The sequence below is a fragment of the uncultured Gilvimarinus sp. genome (assembly GCF_963972205.1).
GTDB lineage: Bacteria > Pseudomonadota > Gammaproteobacteria > Pseudomonadales > Cellvibrionaceae > Gilvimarinus > Gilvimarinus japonicus.
The window spans coordinates 90,018-113,531 of sequence record NZ_CAXAUC010000007.1; the positions used below are offsets into that span (position 1 = coordinate 90,018).

The 23,514-nt window shown below is 53.3% G+C and carries 23 protein-coding genes; 5 read left to right on the top strand and 18 right to left on the bottom strand.

Going from position 1 to position 23,514, the window contains the following annotated elements; translation table 11 throughout:
- Positions 1-430: 430 nt before the first annotated feature.
- Complete coding sequence (locus tag AACY82_RS11855) at positions 431-2,188, top strand: glycosyl hydrolase (protein ID WP_339617133.1); 1,758 nt, start codon at positions 431-433, stop codon at positions 2,186-2,188.
- 76 nt (positions 2,189-2,264) lie between these two features.
- On the opposite strand, the gene AACY82_RS11860 is transcribed toward AACY82_RS11855, so the two are convergent.
- The 5 genes from AACY82_RS11860 to AACY82_RS11880 form a co-directional block, all read right to left on the bottom strand.
- Entirely contained in the window at positions 2,265-2,693 is a 429-nt protein-coding gene (locus tag AACY82_RS11860; RefSeq protein ID WP_339617034.1) for a GFA family protein, read from the bottom strand.
- 125 nt (positions 2,694-2,818) lie between these two features.
- Complete coding sequence (locus AACY82_RS11865) at positions 2,819-3,655, bottom strand: DUF1080 domain-containing protein (protein WP_339617035.1); 837 nt, start codon at positions 3,653-3,655, stop codon at positions 2,819-2,821.
- A gap of 219 nt (positions 3,656-3,874) precedes the next feature.
- Entirely contained in the window at positions 3,875-4,501 is a 627-nt protein-coding gene (locus AACY82_RS11870; protein WP_339617036.1) for a DJ-1/PfpI family protein, read from the bottom strand.
- 43 nt (positions 4,502-4,544) lie between these two features.
- Positions 4,545-5,075 carry a GNAT family protein gene (locus AACY82_RS11875; RefSeq protein WP_339617037.1) on the bottom strand — a complete coding sequence of 177 codons (531 nt, stop codon included), beginning with the start codon at positions 5,073-5,075 and terminating at the stop codon, positions 4,545-4,547.
- Positions 5,076-5,106: 31 nt separating this feature from the next.
- Positions 5,107-5,499 carry an SRPBCC family protein gene (locus AACY82_RS11880; RefSeq protein ID WP_339617038.1) on the bottom strand — a complete coding sequence of 131 codons (393 nt, stop codon included), beginning with the start codon at positions 5,497-5,499 and terminating at the stop codon, positions 5,107-5,109.
- 246 nt (positions 5,500-5,745) lie between these two features.
- Here AACY82_RS11880 and AACY82_RS11885 point away from each other — a divergent pair, with 246 nt between their 5' ends.
- A complete protein-coding gene (locus tag AACY82_RS11885) occupies positions 5,746-6,135 on the top strand; it encodes a septal ring lytic transglycosylase RlpA family protein (protein ID WP_339617039.1) in 390 nt (129 codons plus the stop codon).
- 182 nt (positions 6,136-6,317) lie between these two features.
- Here AACY82_RS11885 and AACY82_RS11890 read toward each other — a convergent pair whose 3' ends face one another.
- The 7 genes from AACY82_RS11890 to pelA form a co-directional block, all read right to left on the bottom strand.
- Entirely contained in the window at positions 6,318-7,085 is a 768-nt protein-coding gene (locus AACY82_RS11890) for a ThuA domain-containing protein (RefSeq protein WP_339617040.1), read from the bottom strand.
- A gap of 222 nt (positions 7,086-7,307) precedes the next feature.
- Positions 7,308-8,774 (bottom strand): 4-hydroxy-3-polyprenylbenzoate decarboxylase, encoded by a 1,467-nt coding sequence (ubiD, locus tag AACY82_RS11895; protein ID WP_339617041.1) that lies wholly within the window; start codon positions 8,772-8,774, stop codon positions 7,308-7,310.
- A 104-nt stretch (positions 8,775-8,878) separates the two neighbouring features.
- Entirely contained in the window at positions 8,879-10,138 is a 1,260-nt protein-coding gene (rho, locus tag AACY82_RS11900; RefSeq protein WP_041522152.1) for a transcription termination factor Rho, read from the bottom strand.
- Between the two features lie 394 nt (positions 10,139-10,532).
- Positions 10,533-10,862, bottom strand: coding sequence for a thioredoxin TrxA (gene trxA, locus AACY82_RS11905; RefSeq protein ID WP_339617042.1), 330 nt, complete (start codon positions 10,860-10,862; stop codon positions 10,533-10,535).
- A gap of 221 nt (positions 10,863-11,083) precedes the next feature.
- Entirely contained in the window at positions 11,084-13,492 is a 2,409-nt protein-coding gene (locus AACY82_RS11910) for a response regulator (RefSeq protein WP_339617043.1), read from the bottom strand.
- Positions 13,493-13,577: 85 nt separating this feature from the next.
- The gene (hemW, locus tag AACY82_RS11915; protein WP_339617044.1) at positions 13,578-14,744 is read right to left on the bottom strand and encodes a radical SAM family heme chaperone HemW; all 1,167 of its coding nucleotides are present in this window, start codon (positions 14,742-14,744) and stop codon (positions 13,578-13,580) included.
- Between the two features lie 90 nt (positions 14,745-14,834).
- Positions 14,835-15,995, bottom strand: a complete 1,161-nt coding sequence (gene pelA / locus AACY82_RS11920) for a pectate lyase (RefSeq protein ID WP_339617045.1) — start codon at positions 15,993-15,995, stop codon at positions 14,835-14,837.
- 78 nt (positions 15,996-16,073) lie between these two features.
- On the opposite strand from pelA, the gene AACY82_RS11925 reads away from it, so the two are divergent.
- From AACY82_RS11925 to AACY82_RS11935, 3 genes are all read left to right on the top strand, one after another.
- A complete protein-coding gene (locus AACY82_RS11925) occupies positions 16,074-16,538 on the top strand; it encodes a nuclear transport factor 2 family protein (RefSeq protein ID WP_339617046.1) in 465 nt (154 codons plus the stop codon).
- A 70-nt stretch (positions 16,539-16,608) separates the two neighbouring features.
- Complete coding sequence (locus AACY82_RS11930; protein WP_339617047.1) at positions 16,609-17,013, top strand: helix-turn-helix domain-containing protein; 405 nt, start codon at positions 16,609-16,611, stop codon at positions 17,011-17,013.
- Positions 17,014-17,089: 76 nt separating this feature from the next.
- Positions 17,090-17,758: an NAD(P)H-dependent oxidoreductase gene (locus tag AACY82_RS11935; RefSeq protein WP_339617048.1), complete on the top strand. Its 669-nt coding sequence runs from the start codon at positions 17,090-17,092 to the stop codon at positions 17,756-17,758.
- 52 nt (positions 17,759-17,810) lie between these two features.
- On the opposite strand, the gene rdgB is transcribed toward AACY82_RS11935, so the two are convergent.
- The 6 genes from rdgB to AACY82_RS11965 all read right to left on the bottom strand — a co-directional run bounded on the left by rdgB (position 17,811) and on the right by AACY82_RS11965 (position 23,507).
- Positions 17,811-18,425, bottom strand: a complete 615-nt coding sequence (rdgB, locus tag AACY82_RS11940) for an RdgB/HAM1 family non-canonical purine NTP pyrophosphatase (protein WP_339617049.1) — start codon at positions 18,423-18,425, stop codon at positions 17,811-17,813.
- 2 nt (positions 18,426-18,427) lie between these two features.
- Positions 18,428-18,937, bottom strand: coding sequence for a DUF4426 domain-containing protein (locus AACY82_RS11945; RefSeq protein WP_339617050.1), 510 nt, complete (start codon positions 18,935-18,937; stop codon positions 18,428-18,430).
- Positions 18,938-18,957: 20 nt separating this feature from the next.
- Entirely contained in the window at positions 18,958-19,545 is a 588-nt protein-coding gene (metW, locus tag AACY82_RS11950) for a methionine biosynthesis protein MetW (RefSeq protein WP_339617051.1), read from the bottom strand.
- A gap of 2 nt (positions 19,546-19,547) precedes the next feature.
- A complete protein-coding gene (locus tag AACY82_RS11955) occupies positions 19,548-20,693 on the bottom strand; it encodes a homoserine O-acetyltransferase (RefSeq protein ID WP_339617052.1) in 1,146 nt (381 codons plus the stop codon).
- A 77-nt stretch (positions 20,694-20,770) separates the two neighbouring features.
- Positions 20,771-22,759, bottom strand: coding sequence for a dynamin family protein (locus AACY82_RS11960; protein ID WP_339617053.1), 1,989 nt, complete (start codon positions 22,757-22,759; stop codon positions 20,771-20,773).
- A gap of 157 nt (positions 22,760-22,916) precedes the next feature.
- Complete coding sequence (locus tag AACY82_RS11965) at positions 22,917-23,507, bottom strand: YggT family protein (RefSeq protein ID WP_339617054.1); 591 nt, start codon at positions 23,505-23,507, stop codon at positions 22,917-22,919.
- Between the last annotated feature and the right edge of the window lie 7 nt (positions 23,508-23,514).

Below are 23,514 nucleotides of genomic sequence, written 5' to 3' on the forward strand. Positions count from 1 at the left end.
ACACGAATAAATTCTCCTCTCTTTTGATATCGATACCAAATTTTAGGGTTAACGACTTTTGTCGTTTGAATCTTTCTTTACGTATTTTAGTGCGCCATGTTTAGCCAATGAAGTTCATAAGTGTGATTTGTATCTCTGACTGGGGGTGTTAGGAGCGGGATGATGGCGCTCGAAATGAAAACGGTTTCATTGGTGAGAGGCCGTTTTGTTTCGGTAGTGGAGAGCATGGCATAGGCCGACGTGGTCATTGCAAATTTGAATAATAGAGCTGCTCTTTATTCACGACAATTGTCGCATTGTGGGAGTTTCCCCACCTACGTTTTGTGCCAATTCGCTTTCCGATAATATTAATAACGCTCTCTCATTGGAGGAGACTATGATAAATATCCTGATAAGGCCCCGCTGGAAAATAGCGCTAGCGGCAACGCTGATGCTGACCGGCGCCGCTACGGCACACGCCAACACCGTTAGTGGTAATAACAGCACAACGGCCGCTCTTACGATTCAAAACGACTGGGGTAGCGGTTATTGCGCTGCGGTTACCGTTAATAATGCCGGCAGCACCGCGGTAAACTCGTGGCAAGTGACGCTGAACGCTAATGACTCGGACATCGGCAATTTGTGGAACGGCAACCTAAGTGGTAACAACGTGACCGCGATGCCGTACAACGCTCAAATTGCGGCTGGCAGCAGCACCTCTTTTGGTTTTTGCGCTAACGCAACGGGGAGCAACTATTTACCTGAACTGACGGGTTTAAGTGTTGCAGGCGGTAGCTCCAGCAGTTCGAGCTCGGTATCCAGTTCCAGTAGCTCGTTGAGCTCTAGCAGCTCATCTGAGTCTTCAAATAGTTCGTCCTCGTCTAGCTCAACCTCCACGTCGAGCTCGTCGTCTTCCAGTTCAAGCACGGGTGGCGTGATTCCCAATGCAGCCAGTAACGGTTGGCCCTATTGTCGTACAGCGGACTCCGATCCGGACGACGATGGTTGGGGCTGGGAGAACAATTACTCGTGTATTGTATTTGGTTCGGCTGCCGATCCAGGCGCTGGCGACTTCCCGTATTGCCAAATTGGTGAGGCGCAAACGACATTGTGTAACACCGATAACGGTAGTTGGGGTGCTGAAGGCGGGGAGGTTTGCTTATCGCAAAGTATGTGTCCGGGTATGAGCGATAATACCCAAAGTGCCATGCGCGATGAGCCGGTCAACCCCAGTGCCGATCTACCGACTCGTGCGGTTTACAGTTACCTGCAATCAATTTGGGGTAACCATATGCTTTCGGGGCAAATGGACCAAACGTGGCAAGATGCCATCGATCAATTTGACCGTGTGCAAAACGATACCGGTCGCGCTCCCGCGATGATGGGTTACGACTTTATGAACTACGGTTTGTACTGGAACGGTATTTCGGGGCTGACGCAAACCGAAGAGGCGATCGAGCACTGGAACTTAGGTGGGCTGGTTAGCTTTACGTGGCACTGGCGCGATCCGAATGCGGCCGAAGGGGTAATCGGTGAGTTTTATACAGAAGACACCGACTTTACTATCCCTATTAATAATGGCGAGCTTGATACCAGTAGCGCGAGCTTTGCTAACATTGAAGCGGATGTGGCAATGATTGCCGCCGAGCTGCAAACGTTAGAAGACGCTGGCGTTTCTGTGTTGTGGCGTCCGCTGCACGAGGCATCGGGTGGTTGGTTTTGGTGGGGCCGCACCGATCGCACCGACGGCATTCCTCCAGCCTATGCGCAAGTTGTGCTGTGGCGTTACTTGTACGATCGCCTGACTAATCACTATGGTTTGGATAATTTGATTTGGGTGTGGAACGGTCAAAGCGGCGCTTGGTACCCTGGTGACAATTACGTTGATATTGTCAGTGTTGATATTTACGACGGTAGTCAAAACTACGAGTCGCAAGCCGGTGCCTATGAGCTAACCAAAAACTACCCGCACGAATCTAAAATGGTGGCATTGAGTGAAAACAGTAACATTCCCGACCCGGATGCAATGGCTGCTGACAATGCGTGGTGGTTATTCTTTATGGTGTGGAACGACAGTGACACGGCTGAGGGGGTGACCAGCTCATCGAACTTTTGGACCGGTGAGTATTTCAATACCAACGCCCATAAAAATCATGTATACAATCACGACCTTGTGATTACGTTGGATGAGTTGCCCGAGTTTCCATAGTGGTGATTTTTTAGAGTGATTAAGCCCGCCTAGTGCGGGCTTTTTTATGGTCACCTCTATTCTTTAACGATAAGGTTTATGCATCTGAAAATAACGCAAAAACTTCTGCGCCGGTCATATCGTGGGTTTTGTTGGCAAAAGTATAATAGCTGGGCTTTTCATCAATAAACACCTGATGATCAAAAACCAAGTTATCGATGGGCTCGAAGATGCCTGCTGATACTAAATGTAAGTTGTTGGGCTTTAGGCGATAAAATAAATGGCTGCCGCAGTTTTTGCAAAAGGCGCGCTCGGCCCACTCGGATGAATTAAACCGGGTAAGGTTATCTTCTCCATTAATAGTTAACGCTGCGCCGCATTCAACTACCATGAGTGGTCCGCCGGCCCACTTTCGGCACATGCTGCAATGGCAGGCGCCGACACTGGTTTTTACCGTGTTGGCGTGGATAGTTACCGCGCCGCAAAGGCAGCTACCGGTTGCTTCTGTTGTATTGGACGTGTTCATTGCTGGCTCCCGTGAGGTTATTAACAGGAGTAAATATAGCAGTAAATGATGTGAGGGGAGGTATATGTATCATCGGGAGAAAAGCAGAGGCAGGCGAATTAACACTGCCTCTGCATTGCGGTCGTTTAGTACTGGCAGGAGTCCGGTGTATTAGCAACAAAGTACGACTTATAGTTTTTGGCTGTTTTATCCATACAGCCTTTCAGGTTTAGTAGCTTAACCGAGCGAAACTCGATAGGCGCGCTCTCGGCTTGCAGAGCGAGATAACCATTACTTAAAAGTGTTCCGTCGTCTAATTGCATGCCAGAGTAGCGAATCACTTCTTCGCCCTCGACCCGGTGAATCGCCAATTCATTGCCGTGCACTTCAAGTTCGGCGCTTACCCAGCGGTCGCCATGGTAGGTTTTACTAGTGGACTCAATAATATGGTCGGTGCGCAGCTCGCCATTGTAAACCGCATTGGTGCCTGGTGTGACTAAGTTTGAGGTGTGGCGCTCATCAGTGCCGTTGCCCCCGAGTAACTGAACTTCCATACACGCGGGGTAGCCCTGCTCGCGAGCCATGCTTTGGGGCGACTGCGCGTGGTACATAATGCCGTTGTTGCGCCAAGCCCAGTCGGGTGCGCCCTCGGCTTGCTCGCCAACAAAACGGTACTCCACTTTAACTTTATAATAAGAGAGTGGCTCGTTATAAAAGATATGGCCGTTGCGGCCTTCAAAGGTGTCGTACTCATCGTAGCTAACCACCAACTTTCCGTCTTTTACTTGAAATGTGTTTAGCGCGTTTTCACCCATTGGGTAGCCGGCTATTTTAATCGTCCAGTTGTCTAAATCCTTGCCGTTGAATAGGTCTTGCCACTGTTCAGTATTGGCTGTGTTTACTGGTGTCGTGTTCGTATGAGAGCAGCCAGCGGTGACTGCGGCGGCACTGATGAAAATAGCTAGGGCGGTAAGCTTGGGCATGTTGTTCTCCGTTATGGTTGTTATTGGGATGCCTTTAAGAAGGTCGCTTTCATTTTTTGGTGAGAAAATTTTATAGTATAACCGCTGTAGGCGCGAGTGCAGCGACGTGATGCTCGGCACTATTGGCGCGGTTTTACAGATACTTACACTCTGTGTGTGCTTTTGCGTGAAATGGCGGCGATGGTTCGGTGGTGCAGAGCCGTAAATGCGGCTTGCCGTTCAATATAAGTGTTTTATATACGCTGGAATATCGGGTATATGGTGAGCTTTACCGTACAGTTTAAGGGCGGGGTAGTACTCTGCTTTTAGCTGAATAGTTGCGGCGACCTCCTCACCAAAATAGTCGGCGATAAACGCCAGAGTCATATCCATGCCTGCCGATACGCCCGCCGAAGACCAAATATTACCATCCTTGACGAAGCGCTCTTCGACTACCTCGACGCTAGTGTCTTGCTTTAAGTGCTCCATAAATGCCCAGTGCGTGGTGGCTTTTTTACCTTGCAATAAGCCCGCCTGCTGCATTAAGTACATTCCCGTGCATATCGATAGCACCGAGTGGCAGCGCGTACCAGCGCTACGTATAAAGGCGATGGCGGCGTCATCCTGAGCTGCTGTGCGGGCGCCACTGCCACCTGGCACAATCAATATGTCCGGTAGCTCTGCTGCGCTTATGTGCATGTCAGCACTAAAACGCATACCGTGCTCGCCGCTGGGTGTCATGCTGTTAAGCGATATCAGCTTGGGCGATTCGCATAAGCCCATTTCCGCCAGCAGCCCAACCAACTCCCACGATCCGACTAAGTCCAGCTCTTCGACTTTGTCGTAGATAATAAAGTGTATTTTCATGGTTGCAGCCCTCGAGCCAATTTGTTCTATTTGGGATTGCCGTTTACAGGTTTTCTGGCAGTGGGTTGGGGCGGTACTCAGATGATAGTAGGGTATAAACGGCATGATCCTCATATCGATCATAAAGCCACTCGCAGTCGCGCAGCGTGGCTTCGTGTAAAAAGCCTAATCGCTCTGGGATGGCGCGGCTTTTATGGTTGTGCTCGGCACAGTGTATTTCTATTTTATGCAGGTTGCGCTCGTAAAACCCGATGTTTAATAGCGTGCTAACACATTGAGTCATTATGCCATTGCCGGTAAAAGGCGCTATAAGCCAATAGCCAATGGTGCCAATCTTATTCTTTGTGTCCAACTTATTAAAACCACATACGCCGCACAGTTGACCTTCAGAAAATATTGCAAAATGTTGGCTTAGGCCTTTTGCAAATTGCTGTGTTATGCACTGCAAAAATATCTCGCTATCGGCCGGTGTGGTAGTGTCCTCGACCCACGACATCCAGGTTCTGAGGTAGTGCCGGTTGGTGTCCACCACCGTGAAAAGTACTTGAGCGTCTGAGTCTTGTAGCGGCTTCATGGTGAGGGAAGCGCTAAGGCTGATATCCACCCTAAGCCTCAATTAATTGGCGTATGGTTTTTAAGTCTTTTTCGACCAGTCGAACATCCTCGTTAAACTGTGCCTCTGACATATTGTTGATTTGAAATAGGGTAAACATCAATACGCAGCCATTGCCATTTTTTATCACCCGCATTGGGTTGCTAAGTATAGCGCCAGATGAAAAGCGAATGCGGTGATCCAGAACGCCAAACGAATTGCTCGGCGCAAACTGAATTTCGGTAGGGCCGTCAGGGGTTTGTGCCTGCCACGTGTCGGCATCAGCGGTGGCCGTGACAGAGGTAAAAAAAGGTACCCAGCGGGGCAGGTTGTGGGCATCGCGCACAAAGTGATAAACCGTGTCGGCGGGCGCATCAATGACCACCGAGAGTGTCTCTATTTTCATAGTCAACATCCTGTAGTTTGGCTTGCGTACGTTATAATGCCTCGTCCGCTTTGCGTAAATCAAGGGTAGTCTGGTTTCTGCCGTTATTAAAGAAAACTGTCAGAGGATGCCAGCCTCTTTCATGTGGAGCTTGGTTTATGATCGGATCGACTGATTGCTAAGATTATGGCATCTGCGAGCTAGGCCTCAGAACAATCGTGGCTAAGTCGGTAAGCTGGCGCCCAAACCAGTAGGGCTTATAGCGCAATGACTCAAATCGTTAAATTAATACCGATGGCTCTCCTGCTGGCTGTGATCGGCGCCTGCAGCAGTGTCGAGTCCAAAAGCCCCGAGCATTTAATCGGCTATGTGGAGCGTGGTAAAGCCTCGTTTTACGCCGCTAAATTTCAGTTGCGAAAAACTGCCAGCGGCGAGCGTTTTAACCAACTGGCAAAAACTGCCGCTCATAAAACTCTGCCATTTGGCACCAAGGTTAAAGTGACCAATCTTGCCAATGGTGATTCCGTTCTGGTTAAAATCAATGATCGCGGGCCTTTTATTAAAGGTCGCATTATTGATTTATCGCGCTCGGCGTTTACCGCTATTGCGGATGCCCATGTGGGCGTGGTCGATATTAAGCTTGAGGTTGTTCGGTGAGTGTGTAAGCTGCTAGGTGATGGCATTAATCTTGAGTAATAAAAATATCCAATTGTTAGCTGTGGTGGCCAGATAGAGTTTTTTATGGCCAATGAGGCGCCACAGCTAGCAATTAAATCCCCACAAAAAAGCCCGCAAAAAGCGGGCTCTTACACAATCCTAGCGTTGCAAAAATCCGTGCGTTATTTGCGCATGCCCTTGCCCGTAGCGGCCCAGTACAAACCACCATAAATATGCTCTAAAAACATTTTATCGCTGAAGGTTGAAGGCAGGTGACCGAGGCCGGTGTAAAAGGCGCGGCCGCCGTCGTATTCGTGGTACCAAGCGATAGGGTGAAAGTCGCCCATACCTTTACCCGCTACGCGACCCCAGTCGGCGACCGGATTGTAGGTGCTTTCGTCCAACGAGAGAATATAGTTTAAGCCGTCGATGCGCTCGGCGCCAAACTCGTAGAATTCGTCGGTCCAGAGGAAGGTGTCGGGCATGCGTTCAACACCTGGGAACTTACGGTCGATAACGTCCACTTCAGCGGTTTGAATGGTAGGGTGAATATGGAAGGTGCGACCTACCATTTTTGTGTACCAGTCCCAGTCGTATTCGGTATCGGAGGCGCTGTGAATACCGACAAAGCCTTTGCCCGATTGAATAAAGCGCTCCATGGCGGCTTGCTGTTCATCGTTAAGGATGTCGGCCGTGGTGTTTAAAAATACGATGGCATCAAAGTTCTTGAGCTTGTCGTCGGCAAAAACGTCGGCCATTTCTTGCCAATCAAGGGTAAAGTGGTGGCGCTCGGCCATGTCGTACATAGCATCCACACCGGCGTTGATGGACTTGTGGTGCCAGCCGGCGGTTTTGGTAAACAGTAGTACGTTGAACTGTTCGGCGAGTGCCGGCAACGCGGCGAAGGTAAGGCTGGCGAGTAATGCCAACCGAGCTGTGAGCTTATGCATAGTCTGTTCCGCTATTGTTATTGGTTGGTGTTGATCGTTGTTATAGGCACTGGAATAACCCCAGAGCAACCGTGTGGCTTGTGTGTGTAATACTTGATAATCGGCTTTAATACCGTTGGTATAGCCTGCTAGTAACCTTAAACGCCGCTGCTGTGACTGACAAGCGCCAGCCACAAGCTTAGCAATTTTTTACCTGATTGGCGGGTGGTTGGGCTAGCGGCTTTACTCGATACCGAGAGAATCCCACAGTTGGTCGACCCGGGCTTTGACGTTCTCGTCCATCACAATAGGCTCGCCCCATTCGCGATCAGTTTCGCCGGGCCATTTGTTGGTGGCATCCATCCCCATTTTAGAGCCAAGGCCAGAAACCGGTGAGGCAAAATCGAGGTAATCGATCGGGGTGTTTTCAATCAAGGTGGTGTCGCGCGCCGGGTCCATGCGGGTGGTGATTGCCCAGATGACGTCTTTCCAATCGCGGGCGTTAACGTCATCGTCGGTGACGATAACAAATTTGGTGTACATAAACTGCCGCAAAAAAGACCAGACACCCATCATCACGCGCTTGGCGTGGCCTGGGTACTGCTTCTTCATGGTGACCACAGCCATCCGGTAAGAGCAGCCCTCGGGTGGCAGGTAAAAATCCACAATCTCGGGAAACTGTTTTTGCAGCAGCGGAATAAACACTTCGTTGAGTGCCAGCCCTAATACGGCGGGCTCATCCGGTGGGCGGCCGGTATAGGTGCTGTGGTAGATCGGGTCTTTGCGGTGGGTGATGCGGGTAACGGTAAACACCGGAAAGGTGTCCACCTCGTTGTAGTAGCCGGTGTGGTCGCCGTAGGGCCCCTCTGGCGCCATGTCGTCCGGGGCGATATGGCCCTCTAAAATAAACTCGGCCGAGGCGGGCACTTGCAGCTCGTTGCTGCCGGCTTTGACGACCTCGGTTTTGCTGCCGCGCAGCAGCCCGGCAAACGCGTACTCGCTTAAGCTGTCTGGCACCGGGGTAACTGCGCCTAAAATAGTGGCGGGATCGGCGCCGAGGGCGACGGCCACGGGGAAGGGCTCGCCTGGGTGTTCTTGCTGCCACTCGCGAAAATCCAGCGCGCCACCGCGGTGGCTTAACCAACGCATAATCAGCCGGTTTTTAGCGATCTTTTGCATGCGGTAGATGCCAAGGTTTTGCCGCTCTTTCAGCGGGCCCCGGGTAATAACCAGTGGCCAGGTAATGAGGGGCGCGGCGTCGCCGGGCCAACAGGTTTGTATCGGCAGTAGGTCTAAGTCGATAGCGTCGCCCTCAAGCACCACCTCTTGGCAAGGCGCTTTTTTGAGTACCTTGGGGGCCATATTAAGCACTTGCTTAAAAATCGGCAGCGATTGCCACGCCTCTTTTAAACCTTTGGGGGGCTCGGGCTCTTTTAAAAAGGCCAGCAATTTACCCACCTCGCGCAGCGCGGCTACCGAGTCTTCCCCCATGCCCAGCGCTACTCGCTCGGGGGTGCCAAACAAATTGCCCAGTACCGGAATCGTGTAGCCTTTAGGGTTTTCAAACAGTAGCGCCGGGCCACCGGCGCGCAGGGTGCGGTCGCAAATTTCGGTCATCTCGAGGTTGGGGTCCACTTCGACGCTGATGCGTTTTAGTTCGCCACGCGCTTCGAGCTGTTGAATAAAATCGCGAAGGTCGCTGTACTTCATGGTAAATCCGGGGTGCGGTTGACGGGATACGGTGAGCAGAAAGTATAACGAAAAACGGGGAACATTCTACGTCCCCCGTTTCCCGTCAACCGTTCACCGATTAATTACTTTCTCTTCATCGAGAGGAAGAATTCATCGTTGGTTTTAAAGTCTTTTAACTTGTCGACCAAAAACTCGGTGGCGGCAACGTCTTCCATGTCGTTGAGCAGGCGGCGCAAAATCCACGCGCGTTGCAGCTCATCTTCTTTCATCAGCAGCTCTTCGCGGCGGGTGCCCGAGCGGCGTACGTTGATGGCAGGGTAAATACGCTTCTCGGCGATTTTACGATCCAGGTGCAACTCGAGGTTACCGGTGCCTTTAAACTCTTCGTAGATGACTTCATCCATTTTAGAGCCGGTATCCACCAGAGCGGTGGCGATGATCGACAGGCTGCCGCCTTCTTCGATGTTACGCGCGGCACCAAAGAAACGCTTCGGGCGCTCCAGGGCGTGAGCGTCAACACCACCGGTGAGTACTTTACCGGACGATGGAATAACGGTGTTATAAGCGCGGGCCAAACGAGTGATGGAGTCGAGCAGGATGATCACGTCTTTTTTGTGCTCAACCAAGCGCTTGGCGCGCTCGATGACCATATCGGCCACTTGCACGTGACGCGCCGGTGGCTCATCAAAGGTCGAGGCCACCACTTCGCCGCGCACGGAGCGCTGCATTTCGGTAACTTCTTCCGGGCGCTCATCGATCAGCAATACAATCAGGTGACACTCGGGGTTGTTGCGGGTGATCGCCTGAGCGATGCACTGCATCATGATGGTCTTACCGGCTTTAGGCGGTGCGACAATCAGGCCGCGTTGGCCTTTACCGATAGGGGACGTCAAATCGATGATACGACCGGTTAAATCTTCGGTCGAGCCGTTGCCGGCTTCTAGTACCAAACGCTCATCTGGAAACAGCGGCGTGAGGTTTTCAAATAAAATCTTGTTGCGCGAGCTCTCGGGTTTATCGAAATTAATTTCGTTAACCTTGAGCAGGGCAAAGTAGCGCTCGCCCTCTTTAGGCGGGCGAATCTTACCGGCAATGGTATCGCCGGTGCGCAGGTTAAAGCGGCGTATTTGGCTGGGCGATACGTAGATGTCGTCGGGACCTGCCAGGTAAGAACTGTCGGCCGAACGTAAAAAGCCAAAGCCGTCTTGCAGTATCTCCAGTACCCCGTCGCCGTATATGTCTTCGCCGCTTTTGGCGTGGCGCTTAAGGATATTAAAAATAATATCCTGCTTGCGTGACCGCGCGAGGTTTTCCTGGCCCGTTTCACGGGCGATATCAATCAACTCTTCGATGGGTTTTGCTTTTAAATCGGTAAGGTTCATACAGTTGGACTTAGTTAGTAGGTTTGTTGTCTGCAGGGGTTTCGTGCCGAATGGCATTGAATACAAGCGGCAGACTGCGTTGCTTATCGACGGCACTTGAATCTTGTGCGTCGGCCAGTGTGGTGCGCTGTTGTTGTTGTATCGCACACGCTGTCAGTCAAATAATACTGTTACACATCATCCGGTCTGGCGGATAACCTACAGAGCTATCGTCTGAAAGTAGGAGAAAGTCGCAGGGAATCTGTGTTTTGCCCAAGATCTTACGGAAAATGAAAGTTGATGCCGGGCGGGACCTACAATGAGCTGTAACAGGTGATCTGGAGTATAGCGGTAAAAAACGGCAAGTGCAAAAATTAAATTTGGCCGCAGCGAGAGCTGCGGCCAAAGCTGAGGTTTACACCACAGATTCGATAAATTCTACCAGCTGCGAGCGTGACAGGGCGCCCACTTTGGTGGATTCGGCATTGCCGCCTTTAAAGACGATCAAGGTTGGAATGCCGCGAATGCCGAACTTGGCCGGAGTTTCTTTGTTGGCATCGACATCCATTTTGGCAATTTTCAGCTTGCCTGCGTATTGGTCGGCCAGCTCATCGAGCACTGGGGCGATCATTTTACAGGGGCCGCACCAAGCTGCCCAAAAATCGACCAGCACTGGCACGTCTGCTTGCAGAACGTCGGCGTCAAAAGAATCGTCGGTAACGTGAATAATGGCGTCGTTACTCATAGTCAAATAGTCTCCAAACCCGGTTTAGGGTATTAATTTAGCCATACTGTGGGGATGCACTGTATGGCTATATGGGGGCACCAGCAGTAATTTAAAGGCCGTTGATTGGGATAAACAGCCCCGCGCTGTGCGTTGTGGACGACAAGCATAATAAGGATTGGTTAACGCCTGATCAAGGAGAAAAAATCTATGGCGGTTATTGTCGCTCGCAATCGGCGCGGTTACGACTTAAGCGTGGTGCGCGCGATAGGGGCATCGGGCGCTAAGCCGAGCTTATCGAGCGCTTGGGTCAGGCTTTTAAACGAGATAGGTTTGCATAAAAAGTGATCCATGCCGCAGGCAAATACGGCCTCGCGGTGCTCCTCAAGGGCGTGGGCGGTCAGTGCGACAATGGTGGTGGCGGTGTGGGCCTCGGCCTGTTCATAGCTGCGAATTGCACGGGTGGCCTCAAAGCCATCCATATCGGGCATTTCGCAGTCCATTAAAATCAAATCAAAGGGGGTGGCGGCCCGTTGCACGGCGCGCAGCGCTTCGCGGCCGTTATCGGTAATGGTGGGTTCGACCCCGAGCTTACCCAATAAGCCTTTAATAACCATGCGGTTGACGGCGTTATCTTCGGCCACCAATACCTTTAAGTGTACCAGCGAATGGTGAGTAACCGACATGCTGAGTTCGGCGTTATTGCTGGGGGGCGTTAGGCCGCAGGCGGTAAAGAGTGTGCGGTATAACTGCCGGGGCAATAGTGGTTTGCGCAGTGCGGCATGAATTTTAAGCCGATCTAGAGCGTCGGGAGCAAGGGGCTCATCTGAGCCGGTCAGTAATACCAGTGGTACCTCGGTTAATTCGGCTTCGCGCCGAATCCAGTCGGCCAAGTGCAGGCCGCTCATTACCGGTAACTGTTGGCACAAAATAATAACGTCAAACGGCTCGCCGGCTTTAATCACATCGATAGCGCCACTGGCACTGGGGGTGCGAATCAGCTGTACCTGCCATGCTGCGCAGAGCTTGGCGACCAGCTCGCCCAGTGGCTCGCTGTGGTCGGCCAGCAATAGGCGCTTGCCGGCTAGCGGAATAGGGTCGCTGGCGCTTTTGGCGATGGCGATTTTGACCGAAGGGGCAAAGCAGGCGGTAAACCAGAAAGTGGAGCCCTGACCGACTTTGCTGTCGACCCCTAAATCGCCGTGCATCAGTTCGGTTAGGCTTTTGCATATGGCGAGCCCCAAACCGGTGCCGCCGTAATGGCGGGTGGTGCTACTGTCGGCCTGACGGAAAGCGTCAAACAGGCTCGCCTGGGCATTTTTGCTAATACCGATGCCGGTATCGGCGATGGCAAACTTGAGTTTGGGGGTAGCGGCACTGCTGTCGGCAGCCGTGCTAACGTGCAGGGTGATTGAGCCGGTGCTGGTAAACTTAAACGCGTTGCCGATCAGGTTGATTAGAATTTGTCGCAGCCGAGTCGGGTCGCCTCTGAGGTAGGTTTGTACATCGGGCTCTATGTAACCGTACAGCTCGATATGACGTTTATTGGCGGTGGCACCAAACAGCGCAATGGCATCGTCGACAATCATCCCCAGGTCAAACTCGGCGGTTTCTAGCTGCATTTTGCCCGCTTCGATTTTGGAGTAATCGAGGATGTCGTTAATAATATCCAGCAGGTTTTCGCCGGAGCGGTGAATGACATCGACATAGTGGCGTTGGTTGTCGTCGAGGCGGGTGTCTCGCAGCATATCGAGCATGCCGATGACGCCGTTCATGGGGGTTCGGATCTCGTGGCTCATGGTGGCCAGAAACTGACTTTTGGCGCGACTGGCTTCTTCGGCGGCGAGCTTTTGGCGCCGGGTTTCGAGTTTTTCTTCTTTCTCGCTTAAAAGCGCTAGCTCGATATTGTGGCGCTGCTCGATATCCTCTTGCAACGTCTCACGCATATGGTTGATGGCGTTAATGACGTTATCCAGCTCATCGGGTGTGTCGGTGGTTTTTTTGTGTTTAAGTACCAGCGGCGTTGCGAGTTTGTCGAGGTTTAGCTGCCGGGCGTAGCGCGCGATAGTATCGATATGGCGGGTTAATAAGGTGTGTATCAGCCATAAAATAAGCAGTGATACCAGCAGTGTTTTGGTGCCTTGAATTAAAGCGATAAACAGCGCGCGCTCCCACAGTTTATCGTAAATGGTGGTGAGGGTGGCGGTGACGGTAAGTTGCCCTAAGTGTTGCGCGGCGGTGGATTCGTCGCGATAGATTAAGTCGTATTGCTTGACTAAAAAGCGCGCGGGGCTTTCGATAATGGTGGCGTCGTTTACGCTGGGTTTACGTGCGATCAGGGTTTGCGGCTGGTTGTTCCAGTCGCGCCAGTCGACCTGCACTTTAACCACATCGGCCACGTCCAGCACGCTGTTGATTTGAATTTGCAGTTGCTCTTGGTCAAACCCCCAAAGGCTTTTGGTCATGCTGGCGAGGGTGCTGACGCGCACTTGATCGAGGCGTTTTTCGAGAGATGAAACGTCGTCATTAAAGTTGGAGTATAGCTGTAAGGCTATGGCGACGAGCGTGATGATTGAGCTGCATAGAATGATGAGCCCAAGCAAGCGCGTGGCGATAGGGTTGTCGCGGGCGTAGCGGGTGAATGGCAGCATCTAACCGTTTCTGATTTAGTTATTAAAGTCGCGTTATCTTTAGTGTAGCAGCTGGCGCACAAAACGCTGTACATGATGCAAAATATTAATCGCTGTAGGTGCCCAGTACATCGTTTAAAAACCGTTGTCCGAGGGCGGTGGCGGCAATGCACTGGTGACTTGGGGTAACCAGCTCGCGCTCGCGCAATTGTTGCCACTCGGGCTCGAGTGCGCTTAAGGGCAGACCGGTACGGCTGGCAAAATAGTCGCTCGGGCAGCCGTCGCTAAGGCGCAGTGCATTAAGTAAAAATTCCAGTGGGAGCATACCCTTGGTTAGCTCCTCGCGGCCTGCGGCGTAAGGGTTGGCTAGCCGCGCGGGAGCGCTGGGCGCCGCCAAGTAGCGCTCGGGTTGACGAGTCTTCCACTGACGAAAAATAAGCCTTTGCTCGGGCTGGGTAATTTTGCCGTGGGCCCCGGCGCCGATGCCTAAGTAGTCGCCAAACTGCCAGTAGTTTAGGTTATGGCGCGCTTGTGGCCCGCGCGCGTAAGCCGATACTTCATAGCGGCTAAAACCGGCAGCGGTTAAGCGCTCGTGGCCGGCGTCTTGAATATCCGCCAGAGTATCTTCTATCGGTAGGGTGGGCGGCTTGTTGTAAAACACGGTGTTGGGCTCAATGGTGAGCTGGTACCAGCTTACGTGCTCGGGGCTAAAGCTAAGAGCGGTGTCGATATCCGCCATGGCTGCGTCCAAGCTCTGCCCAGGCAGGCCGTGCATTAAATCTAAATTAAGGTTATTAAACCCGGCGCGGCGGGCGGTATCAACGGCTTTTAACGCGGCTTGGCTGTCGTGAATACGCCCTAATGCCGCGAGCTGATCGTCGGCAAAGCTTTGGATGCCGATGGACAAACGGTTAACGCCCGTGCGGCGATAATCGGTAAAGCGCGCTTGCTCAAAGGTGCCAGGGTTGGCTTCAAGGGTGATCTCGATATCGGGCTCAAAGCCGATACGCCGCTCGGCGTGGTCGAGTATCCGGCCAATGGCGTGGGCCGAAAATAAACTGGGGGTGCCGCCGCCAAAAAATATACTGGTGAGTTTGCGTCCCTGGGCGAGTGCGGCGTCGGCGTTTAAATCTTGGATCAGCGCGTCGATGTATTCGGTTTCGGGCAGCTCGGTGTCGCTCTGGTGGGAGTTAAAGTCGCAATAGGGGCACTTGCGCACGCACCAGGGGATGTGGATATAAAGCGACAGTGGCGGCAGCGTTAGGAGGGACACAGTATTACCAGTGGTGAAATAGCGCCGCCATTATCGCACGGCGCAAGATTACGAAAAAGCCGTGTGGGTGTTGTCGTCCCACATTAGCCGTCACTGCAAATGTTGCTCCCGCCACTCGGGGAAATCTTTTAAGACTTCTTTCGGGTTATTGGTGTACCAGGCATAGCCGTCGCGGCGCTCTTGGGATATTTCCATGACATCGTAATGCACCGAACCGTCGCGATCGCCCACCACGGGTTTATTGCTGCCTATTTCGTAAAACCTGCTCCAAAGAGGGCCCGCGCCCTCCTTACTGATCAGGACATTGTGGCCGTCTTGGTCTTTTTCCCACGAGTAGCCGTAGATGCGATTGGCGGTAAACCAGTCGTGAGCGGCGACAATGGCCTGTTTTAAGGCTTCACTGGGGTTTTCCAGTTGCATTAAAAGCTCCACCAAGTCAGCGCTTTCGGCGGTGGCCAGAGCGGTGGGCTCAAATTTGCGCGCGTTGATGGGGGCTAGGGTGCTGGCATCGTGCTGGGCGCCCCAGATGGTGCGTTTGCCGTCAACCATAACCTGAGTATCCAGCACGGCCTGAATCCCCTGCTCAAAACTCTGTTGCGCCTGACTGGCCTGCTCGGGAGAAACAAACTGCAAGGGCGCGCGACGAACGGCGGCTGATTCAATCACCTCCAGCAATTTGCCCATCGCTTTATCGTTGTAGGTGATGTAGTCGTGGTAACCGCCGGTTAAGGGAAAGTTCTGCGGCCAGCCGCCATTGGGGTACTGGGCTTTGATAATCAGGTCTATTGCTTGTTCTACCGCGCGGGCGTAGCGGGGCTCTTGGCTGGCGTTGTAGGTACGCGCTAAAAACCAGATCTGCGTGGTAGTGGCGCCGTTATCGAAGGTAGGAATGTAGTGCTTTTCTACCCCCAACATTTGTCCCGGCAGGCGCGGTGCCACGCTCATATCGGTGCGCTTAGACCAACCGCCGGATGGGGTTTGGTAGCTAATAATAATATCCGCTATGCGTCGTGCTTCGGCGGTTTGGAAGAATTCGTCGGGGGCGTCAGGGTCAAACCCAAACCTCTTGGCGTGGGGCGCGGCTAAGGGCTGCTTGCGACCGCTGGATTTTAGTTCTTGCGCAAAAGCGCGCTTATCGGTTTGCGCTAACGATTGCGACAAAGCGCGATATTCTGGCAACGATTGCTCGGTAGCGGCGAGCGCTGGCAGGGCGCCACACAGCAGTAAAGAAAGGGCGATAAGACGGTACATAGCAAACTCCGGGTGACCTTATTGTGCCGACAGTATAATATGGTCAGACCAATTATCAATAATGGTCAGGCAGATAATATGTTTGTATTCGTAAAGCGGGCCGCTCTGTTCAGTTGCGCCCTGTTAATAACTCCGTCGCTCGCGGCGGCGGATTGCCTTGATTCCGAGCCCTTGCAGGGGCTGGATTATCAGTACGAGCAGGCCTTGCGCATCGGCGATCGGGGGTTTTTAAAGCAGTTGCTGCTGCCAGATTTTGTCTGGGTGCACAATCATGCCGTCGCCCACGAGAGCAAAGCGGATTTACTAGCCCGTTTGGGGCCGGATTATCAACCCCTTAAATCCCGCGAGCCCAGTGAGGTGGTGGTCATTCGCGCGCTTGATACCGCTGTGATTCACGGCTTATCGACGGTGGACAAATTTACCGATGGCCCGCGCCACGCTAATAGCTATCGCTTTATGCGTACCTATGTGTTGCGCGATGGCCGTTGTCGGTTGTTGGCCGGGCAGACGATGAAGGTTTGGAGTACCGAGTCTGAACCGTAAGCGCACCTAAATTGTCCCGCACGTTTGCGGGGGATATGATGGAGGCCACGCAACGTCACGGACTTTTGTTATGAATGAATCACCGGTCTCGGGCACTTCTCCGGAGGTGTTGGAAAGCCATCGAAAATACATTGGTCAGCTGGAAAAAGAGTGCCCAGTACGCGCGGCTATCAATGTGCTGCGCGGGCGCTGGAAGCCATCCATACTCTGCGAGATTGCCAAGGGGCCCAAGCGATATTCGGAGATGCGCAAGGCTTTGCCTCAAGTCTCAGCGCAAACCATGACGGTTCAGCTGCGCGAGCTAGAAGCCGATGGGCTAATAACCCGTGAAGTTTATGCCGAGGTTCCCTCTCGGGTGGAGTATCAACTGACGCCGTTGGCTGAATCTTTATCAGAAGTCATGGTTGAGTTGGAGGCTTGGGGCGAGCGCTACCTAACTGAGCGCGCCCAAAGCCCGTCAGAAAAACCTGACTAACCCCAAAAACTGGTTCTGGATGGGTTTAAAACACCTGTGACACAGTGCGCACACACTGACCTCACAGGAGATACCCGTGCCCAATTTACTTATTCTTCACTCCAGCGGACGCACCAACCGATCTGTCACCCGAGCACTTACGGCGCAGTTTCGCGATCAGTGGCAGGCATCGTTTCCCGATGGAGGTATCACCGAGCGCGATTTGGTGGCCGAAGCTTGCGAGTGTGTTAATGAAGCTTGGATCGCGGCGGCTTTTACCGAGGAGCCAAACCGAACGGTCCGAATGCAGCAAGTGTTGCAGGTAAGTGACGGATTAGTGGACGAGTTAATGGCCGCCGATCATGTGGTTATTGGTGCGCCTTTGTATAATTTTGCTATGCCTGCCGCGCTTAAAGCTTACTTTGATCAAATCGTGCGTGTCGGCCGAACGTTTGCGTTTGATGCCGAGCAAGAAAACCCTTATACGCCGCTATTGCCGAATACACCGCTGACGGTGATTACCAGTGCGGGCGATGGTGCATTGTTGCCCGGCGGTGCGCTTTACGAGCTCAATTGCCTAGAGCCACACTTAAAAATATTGGCCTCGTTTATCGGTCTGGCCGAGCCGGTTTTTATCCGTGTGGGGTACGATGAGTATCAGGATGAGCGCCACGTAAATTCAAAAGCGCGCGCGGCTGAGGCTTTAGCAAAACATTTTACCCACTTGCTGGAACGCGCAACTCAGCCGGGTTGTGCTGTGTGTTGACGGGGCGAGGTTAGCAATCCCATCAAAGTTTATGAGGCTAGCGGGAGTCTCGTTATGATGCCGAGAGCTGTGTCAGGAGTGCGCGCAAAGCAAGGGCGCGATGGCTGATGCGGCCTTTTTCATCTTTGCTCAGTTCGGCGGCAGCGCAGTTGTGCGTCGGTACGTAAAACAATGGGTCGTAACCAAAGCCGCCATCACCTGCTGGGGCAGTTAAGATCCGCCCCTCCCAGCTGCCCTGACAAATCAGTGGGGTTGGGTCTGCCCCGTGGCGCATATACACCAGTACGCATTGGTAGCGGGCGGTGCGCTGGGCCTCGGGCGTGCCGTCCAGCTCGTCCAGCAGTTTTTGGTTGTTACTGGCATTGCTGGCGCCTGCGCCGGAAAACCGTGCCGAGTAAATACCGGGGGCGCCGTTTAGGGCGTCTACCTCAATGCCCGAGTCGTCGGCAAGCGCCGGTAGGCCTGTGGCCTCGCAGGCGTTGCGCGCCTTTAGGATGGCGTTCTCGACAAAACTGAGTCCGGTTTCGTCGGCGTCAGCCACGTCATATTCTGATTGCGCTCGCACATCGAGGCCAACGCCGGCTAACAGTTGTTGAAATTCTTTCAGTTTGCCTGGGTTGGAGCTGGCAAGTACGATTTTAGCGGACGATGGGTGATTGGCAGACACAGTTACTCGGCCTCTTCGACATAGAGTTTACGGCTGAATTTTACCGTCATCGGCGCGGCGTCTTCGTGGTTAGTGCCGGTGGGAGTAACGGTGATCGAGAAGTTATACACTTCTTCATTGGTATGTTTAAGCGGGGCCAAATAATAAGTCGCATTGCCCTCGTTGATCTCGGCAAAATCTAACACACGCTGTTGCTGCAATAGGTTGCTGGCGGTGCCGTTTATGGTGGCGCCAAGGCCAAGGCTTGTTTTACCAGCGTCGGTTTGGGTGACGCTAACATTCACTAAGATTTGATTGCGGGCGCGGGTAATGCCGTAAACCTCGGCGACCTCTGGCGTGATAAAAGCGCTGCTAAAGGTGCTGAAGTGCACAGTGTAGTCGCCAAAGGTTTTTTCGCGAAAGCCCGGCTCCAACACATTAGCATCGGGAACGTCGACGGCCACGCTGGTGATACTTACCAGCAGCAAGCCTGTGGTTAGTAGCGGACGCAAAAAGCACGTTAATAAAGACATAAACACAGCTCCGGGGGCGATTATTTACTTAAGTGGTAAATGGCCGTTTCGCCAAATAAGTTGGGGTTTAGATCGCCCAGAGTTTGGCTGGTACGCTCGTTAACCACTTGGCGGTTGAGCACGTTAATGTGCTTTTCGTGGCACAGCACTTCAAAATCTTTAAAAGTGCAAAAGTGAATATTGGGGGTGTTGTACCACTCGTAGGGCAGTAGGTCAGACACGGGCATGCGACCGCGAAACGCTAGATGTAGGCGCGCTTTGTAGTGGCCAAAGTTGGGGAAGGTGATAATGCACTCTTTACCCACGCGCAGCATTTCGTCGAGTACTTTATGGGGGAAGTACATGGTTTGCAGCGCTTGGGTCATCAGTACCGTATCAAAGCTTTTATCGGCAAAGTTGCCCAAGCCCCGGTCGAGGTTTTGATTGATCACATTGACGCCGCGGCCGATACACGCCTCGATTTGCTCCGGGTCGATCTCAAGCCCGTAACCTTTAACGTGTTTTAAGTCGGTTAGATACTTAAGCAAAGTGCCGTCGCCGCAGCCTAAATCGAGTACCCGGCTGCCCTCGCCAATCCACTGCTGTAGGTGGTTAAAGTCGATGCGCATGATTACTCCGTGGGTATCCGCGCCATAAACTGGCGAAAGGTTTGCTCGTAGTGCTGGTTGGGCAGCAAGAAGGCGTCGTGACCGTAGGGCGAGTCGATTTCGGTATAACTCACGGATTTGTCGGCGGCAATAAGTGCGTCGACAATCTCCCGCGAGCGCTCCATCGGAAAGCGCCAGTCGGTGTTAAAAGAGGCTACATAAAAACTGCACTGAGCGCGTCTAAAGGCCACGGCCGGGTCGTCGTCGTACTCGCGGGCCAAATCAAAATAATCCAGTGCCCGGGTCATTAAAATATAGGTGTTGGCGTCGAACTTATCCGAAAAAGTATCGCCCTGATAGCGCAGATAACTCTCCACCTGAAACTCCACTAGGTCATCTAAACCCTGCTCAAAGCTGCCGCTTCTGAGCTCGCGGCCAAATTTTTCACCCATGACATGATCGGATAAATAAGTAATGTGGCCGATCATACGCGCCACCGCTAAACCGCTTTTGGGGTAGGTGTCGTGGGCCAGATAGTCGCCAGCGCAGTAATTGGGGTCGCTCATAATCGCCTGGCGCGCGGTCTCGTTAAAGGCAATGTTTTGCGCGCTCAACTTCATGGCCGAGGCAATCACGGCGCAGTGGCGAACGCGGTCGGGGTACTCCAGCGCCCAGCGCATAGCTTGCATGCCACCTAGGCTGCCGCCGACCACGGCGGCCCACTGGGTAATACCGAGATAGTCGGCGAGGCGCGCCTGGGAGTGTACCCAATCGCGCACCCGCAAAGTGGGGAAGCGCGCCCCCCAGGGTTTGCCAGTTTCCGGTTCAATCGAGCGGGGTCCGGTGGAGCCACTGCAGCCGCCTAAATTATTCAGGCTTACCACGTAAAAACGGTTGGTATCGATGGCTTTGCCTGGGCCGATGTAGTGATTCCACCAGCCGGGTTTGCGGTCGGATTCGCTGTGGTAACCGGCCGCGTGGTGATCGCCCGATAGCGCGTGGCAGATAAGCACGGCGTTGCTGCCCTCGGCATTTAAGGTGCCGTAGGTTTCGTAGACCAGCTCGTAATTATCCAGAGTGCGCCCACTGGCCAGCGTTAAAGGTTCTTGTAATAACGCGGTGCGGGGCGCAACCAGGCCCACCGAATCCGGTGGCAAAGGTGTTGTCATGACGCTTGTTGTCTCACAGAGCCGGCTTTTAGCGGCAAAAGCGCAAGTCTAAAGTCGTGCCGGCATGCCTGCAAGGGTCAGATGATCTGAGCCTCGCGGGCCGATTGCAAAGAGACAATATCTGCACTCTCGTGTTTTGCCGGGCTAGGGGTGGTGGTGATCTCGGTAAACAGCGGCGCCAAGTCGTCGCGCGCGCTGTTAAGTTGGGCCACGCTGGCTTCCAGGGTCTGTAGTTTTTCGTGACGGCTGTGGTTTTTATTGCGCAACTCGCCAAGGCGCAGCATGTGGTGCTCCAGTAGCTGCTTTTGGTACTGGTTGTGATGCGTCAGTGGCGCTAGGGCCTCGGCCAGCCAGTGATCAATACTTTGGTTAAGTTCGTCAAAAAGGCTTTTCACCTCTTTTACCAGGGTGCCGACAAAGCGTTTAATCAGCACGGTTTTACTGGTTAGCACGCTGTTGAGCGAGCGCCGAAAGCGGTCGGCGTTTTGCTGCAGGTTGCGCAGCTGGCGGCGCTGACGGGTGATGTTGAGCTGGTGCTGGCCGGCGATGGAGCTGGCATCCAAGCTGTACTCGGGGCGCTCGTAAATCGAGCCCATGACTTGATTGGCGCGCTCAATCTCGCGTAGCAGGTGGTTAATGCTGGTGTCGACGTCGTCAAAAAAACCGCCAATGGCGCGCGATAATCCTACGGTGGTCCAGCTTTGCTCCATGGCTTCATGGGTCTCTTCGGTAAGTCGTTGCAGGCTGGCCGGCGCGATAGGGGCGATCAGCGCGGTACGCTGGTTGTCGAGCATGCGCTGGCTGGTGCGCAGCGACAGCGACTGCTTATGGTAGCGATGGTGCGAAGCGCGAATTTTTTCGCGCTGTTTATTCAGTGCTTGTTCCAATTCATGGTCATCGGCGGCGTGCAGGGTGTGCAGCTCTTGTTCGGCTTCGTCGATACGGCGGCTCAGGCTGTTATAAGTGCTGACCACCATATCTAAACTATTGCTGACCACCCGGTGGCCGATGATTTGCTGTTGCGAGCGGATAATACACTCGGCCAAACGTTGCTCTAACTGCGGGAAGTTACTGCGCAGCAGAGCGCTGCTGCGCTTGCAGGTTTTGGCGACTAGCGCCTGCTTGGCCGATAGCGGCAGTACGTGTTCGGGGGCTAGCTGCAGCTGGCGTGCGGTTTGGTTGCGCACGGCCTCAATGTTAGCCGCTACCTGGCCCGGCGGGGTAAGCTCATCCCACAGAGTGTCGATTTTATTAAGGAGCGCGAGCACCGCGGTGCAGTTTTCATCGCGCAAACCGGCAATGTGGTCGCGCCAAATGGTCATATCACTGGCGCTTACGCCGCTGTCGGCGGCCAGTAAAAATAAAATGGCCTGAGCTTCGGGTAGGGTTTTTAGGGTTAGCTCGGGCTCGTTGCCTAGGGCGTTTAACCCAGGGGTGTCGACGATGCGTAGGCCTTCTTGCAACAGCGGGTGTTTTAGGTTGATTAATGCGTGGCGCCAGGTTGGAACCTGCACTAATCCGGTGTCTTCATCGGGCTCGAGGTCGGCGGCATTAAAGCCGAGTTTCACCGCTTCGGCGCGGCTGACGAGCTTGTTGGCTGAAACCTGGGAAATAGCCTCGGCGACAGACTCGCTATCGTTGCTGTCGAACTGAATAGTAAACCAGTTTTGCGGAATCCGTTTAAAGCTTTGCAAGCTGGCCGCGCTGCGGCGGGTTTCGATGGGCAGCAGGCGGACGCAGTTGGCCGGTTGCGCATTGTCATAGAAAATCTCGGTGGGGCACATAGTGGTGCGCCCCGCTTGCGAGGGCAGCAACCGTGGTTGGCCATCGGTGTAGAGCAAGGCGTTGATCAGCTCGGTCTTGCCCCGGGAGAATTCGCCAACACAGGCAAGCGTAAAATGCTCGCCCTTGAGTAAGGTGCGAGCGCGCTCCAGTGAGCGTAGGGCGTCGCGGGTGACCAGCTGATGCTTGTCACTCCACTGCGTAAATGCCCCAAGGCGGCGGTCTAATTGCTGCTTCCATGCGTTGTATTGCGCCATTTGGCGGTGGAGTGCTTTTATGTCCATAGTGAGCCTACCGTGTCCCGTCCGTTTTGCCTGTTAGTATTCGTTATACGTAAAGTTTAGTTATAAAAAGGCAAGCTTATTAAAGCGCAAAACCCCCGTTATCGCCAGCGGTTGCTGATCTTCGGCGATAATCGGGGGCTTTGAGGGTATTGACGGTTTAAAAACCGATCATCAAACCTCGCGGAGCGCCCAGCAGCTCGGCGATCGCGGGAATCACAAACTGATTGATCAGGTTGAGGGCCAACATTAAAAATATGGGCGAAATATCGATGGGCCCAAGCGGCGGGATAATTTTGCGAAACGGCGCCATTACCGGCTCAATTAGCTGGCGTAACAGCACAAGAGCTGGGTTATGGCTGAATGGCGCAACCCAGCTGGCGATAATGTAGGCGATCATCCCCCAAAAATAAATGCTGGCGAGCATGGCTAAAATGCCCACCACAGACCAGGCTAAAAGCATGAGCGGATTAACAAAACCGTAGCCGGCAATCAGTAACATCAGTTGCACCACCAACCACTGCACCGCCAGTGCCAATACCAGACACGCGAGGTCGATACCAAATAGCCCGGGAATTACACGGCGCAGCGGCAGTAGTAGCGGGTTGGTCGCTTTGCTAATGCCCTGTGATATTTGGTTGTAAAAGTCGGCGCGCGACAGTTGCAGTAAAAACCGCAACAGAACAATCAGCAGGTACAGTGAGCCGAGCGTTTTAATTAGGTAGATGGCCATTTGTGCCATAGTTTGCATGGGGTGT

Excerpts from the sequence above, each read along its gene's own strand:
- AACY82_RS11890 (WP_339617040.1), bottom strand. The coding sequence starts at position 7,085 with ATGCATAAGCTCACAGCTCGGTTGGCATTACTCGCCAGCCTTACCTTC.
- AACY82_RS11945 (WP_339617050.1), bottom strand. The coding sequence starts at position 18,937 with ATGTCTTTATTAACGTGCTTTTTGCGTCCGCTACTAACCACAGGCTTG.
- AACY82_RS11965 (WP_339617054.1), bottom strand. The coding sequence starts at position 23,507 with ATGCAAACTATGGCACAAATGGCCATCTACCTAATTAAAACGCTCGGC.
- AACY82_RS11860 (WP_339617034.1), bottom strand. The coding sequence starts at position 2,693 with ATGAACACGTCCAATACAACAGAAGCAACCGGTAGCTGCCTTTGCGGC.
- AACY82_RS11855 (WP_339617133.1), top strand. The coding sequence starts at position 431 with ATGCTGACCGGCGCCGCTACGGCACACGCCAACACCGTTAGTGGTAAT.
- pelA (WP_339617045.1), bottom strand. The coding sequence starts at position 15,995 with ATGTACCGTCTTATCGCCCTTTCTTTACTGCTGTGTGGCGCCCTGCCA.
- AACY82_RS11880 (WP_339617038.1), bottom strand. The coding sequence starts at position 5,499 with ATGAAAATAGAGACACTCTCGGTGGTCATTGATGCGCCCGCCGACACG.
- AACY82_RS11955 (WP_339617052.1), bottom strand. The coding sequence starts at position 20,693 with ATGACAACACCTTTGCCACCGGATTCGGTGGGCCTGGTTGCGCCCCGC.
- trxA (WP_339617042.1), bottom strand. The coding sequence starts at position 10,862 with ATGAGTAACGACGCCATTATTCACGTTACCGACGATTCTTTTGACGCC.
- AACY82_RS11930 (WP_339617047.1), top strand. The coding sequence starts at position 16,609 with ATGAATGAATCACCGGTCTCGGGCACTTCTCCGGAGGTGTTGGAAAGC.
- rho (WP_041522152.1), bottom strand. The coding sequence starts at position 10,138 with ATGAACCTTACCGATTTAAAAGCAAAACCCATCGAAGAGTTGATTGAT.
- AACY82_RS11885 (WP_339617039.1), top strand. The coding sequence starts at position 5,746 with ATGACTCAAATCGTTAAATTAATACCGATGGCTCTCCTGCTGGCTGTG.
- AACY82_RS11865 (WP_339617035.1), bottom strand. The coding sequence starts at position 3,655 with ATGCCCAAGCTTACCGCCCTAGCTATTTTCATCAGTGCCGCCGCAGTC.
- metW (WP_339617051.1), bottom strand. The coding sequence starts at position 19,545 with ATGCGCATCGACTTTAACCACCTACAGCAGTGGATTGGCGAGGGCAGC.
- AACY82_RS11870 (WP_339617036.1), bottom strand. The coding sequence starts at position 4,501 with ATGAAAATACACTTTATTATCTACGACAAAGTCGAAGAGCTGGACTTA.
- ubiD (WP_339617041.1), bottom strand. The coding sequence starts at position 8,774 with ATGAAGTACAGCGACCTTCGCGATTTTATTCAACAGCTCGAAGCGCGT.
- AACY82_RS11925 (WP_339617046.1), top strand. The coding sequence starts at position 16,074 with ATGTTTGTATTCGTAAAGCGGGCCGCTCTGTTCAGTTGCGCCCTGTTA.
- AACY82_RS11875 (WP_339617037.1), bottom strand. The coding sequence starts at position 5,075 with ATGAAGCCGCTACAAGACTCAGACGCTCAAGTACTTTTCACGGTGGTG.
- AACY82_RS11960 (WP_339617053.1), bottom strand. The coding sequence starts at position 22,759 with ATGGACATAAAAGCACTCCACCGCCAAATGGCGCAATACAACGCATGG.
- AACY82_RS11910 (WP_339617043.1), bottom strand. The coding sequence starts at position 13,492 with ATGCTGCCATTCACCCGCTACGCCCGCGACAACCCTATCGCCACGCGC.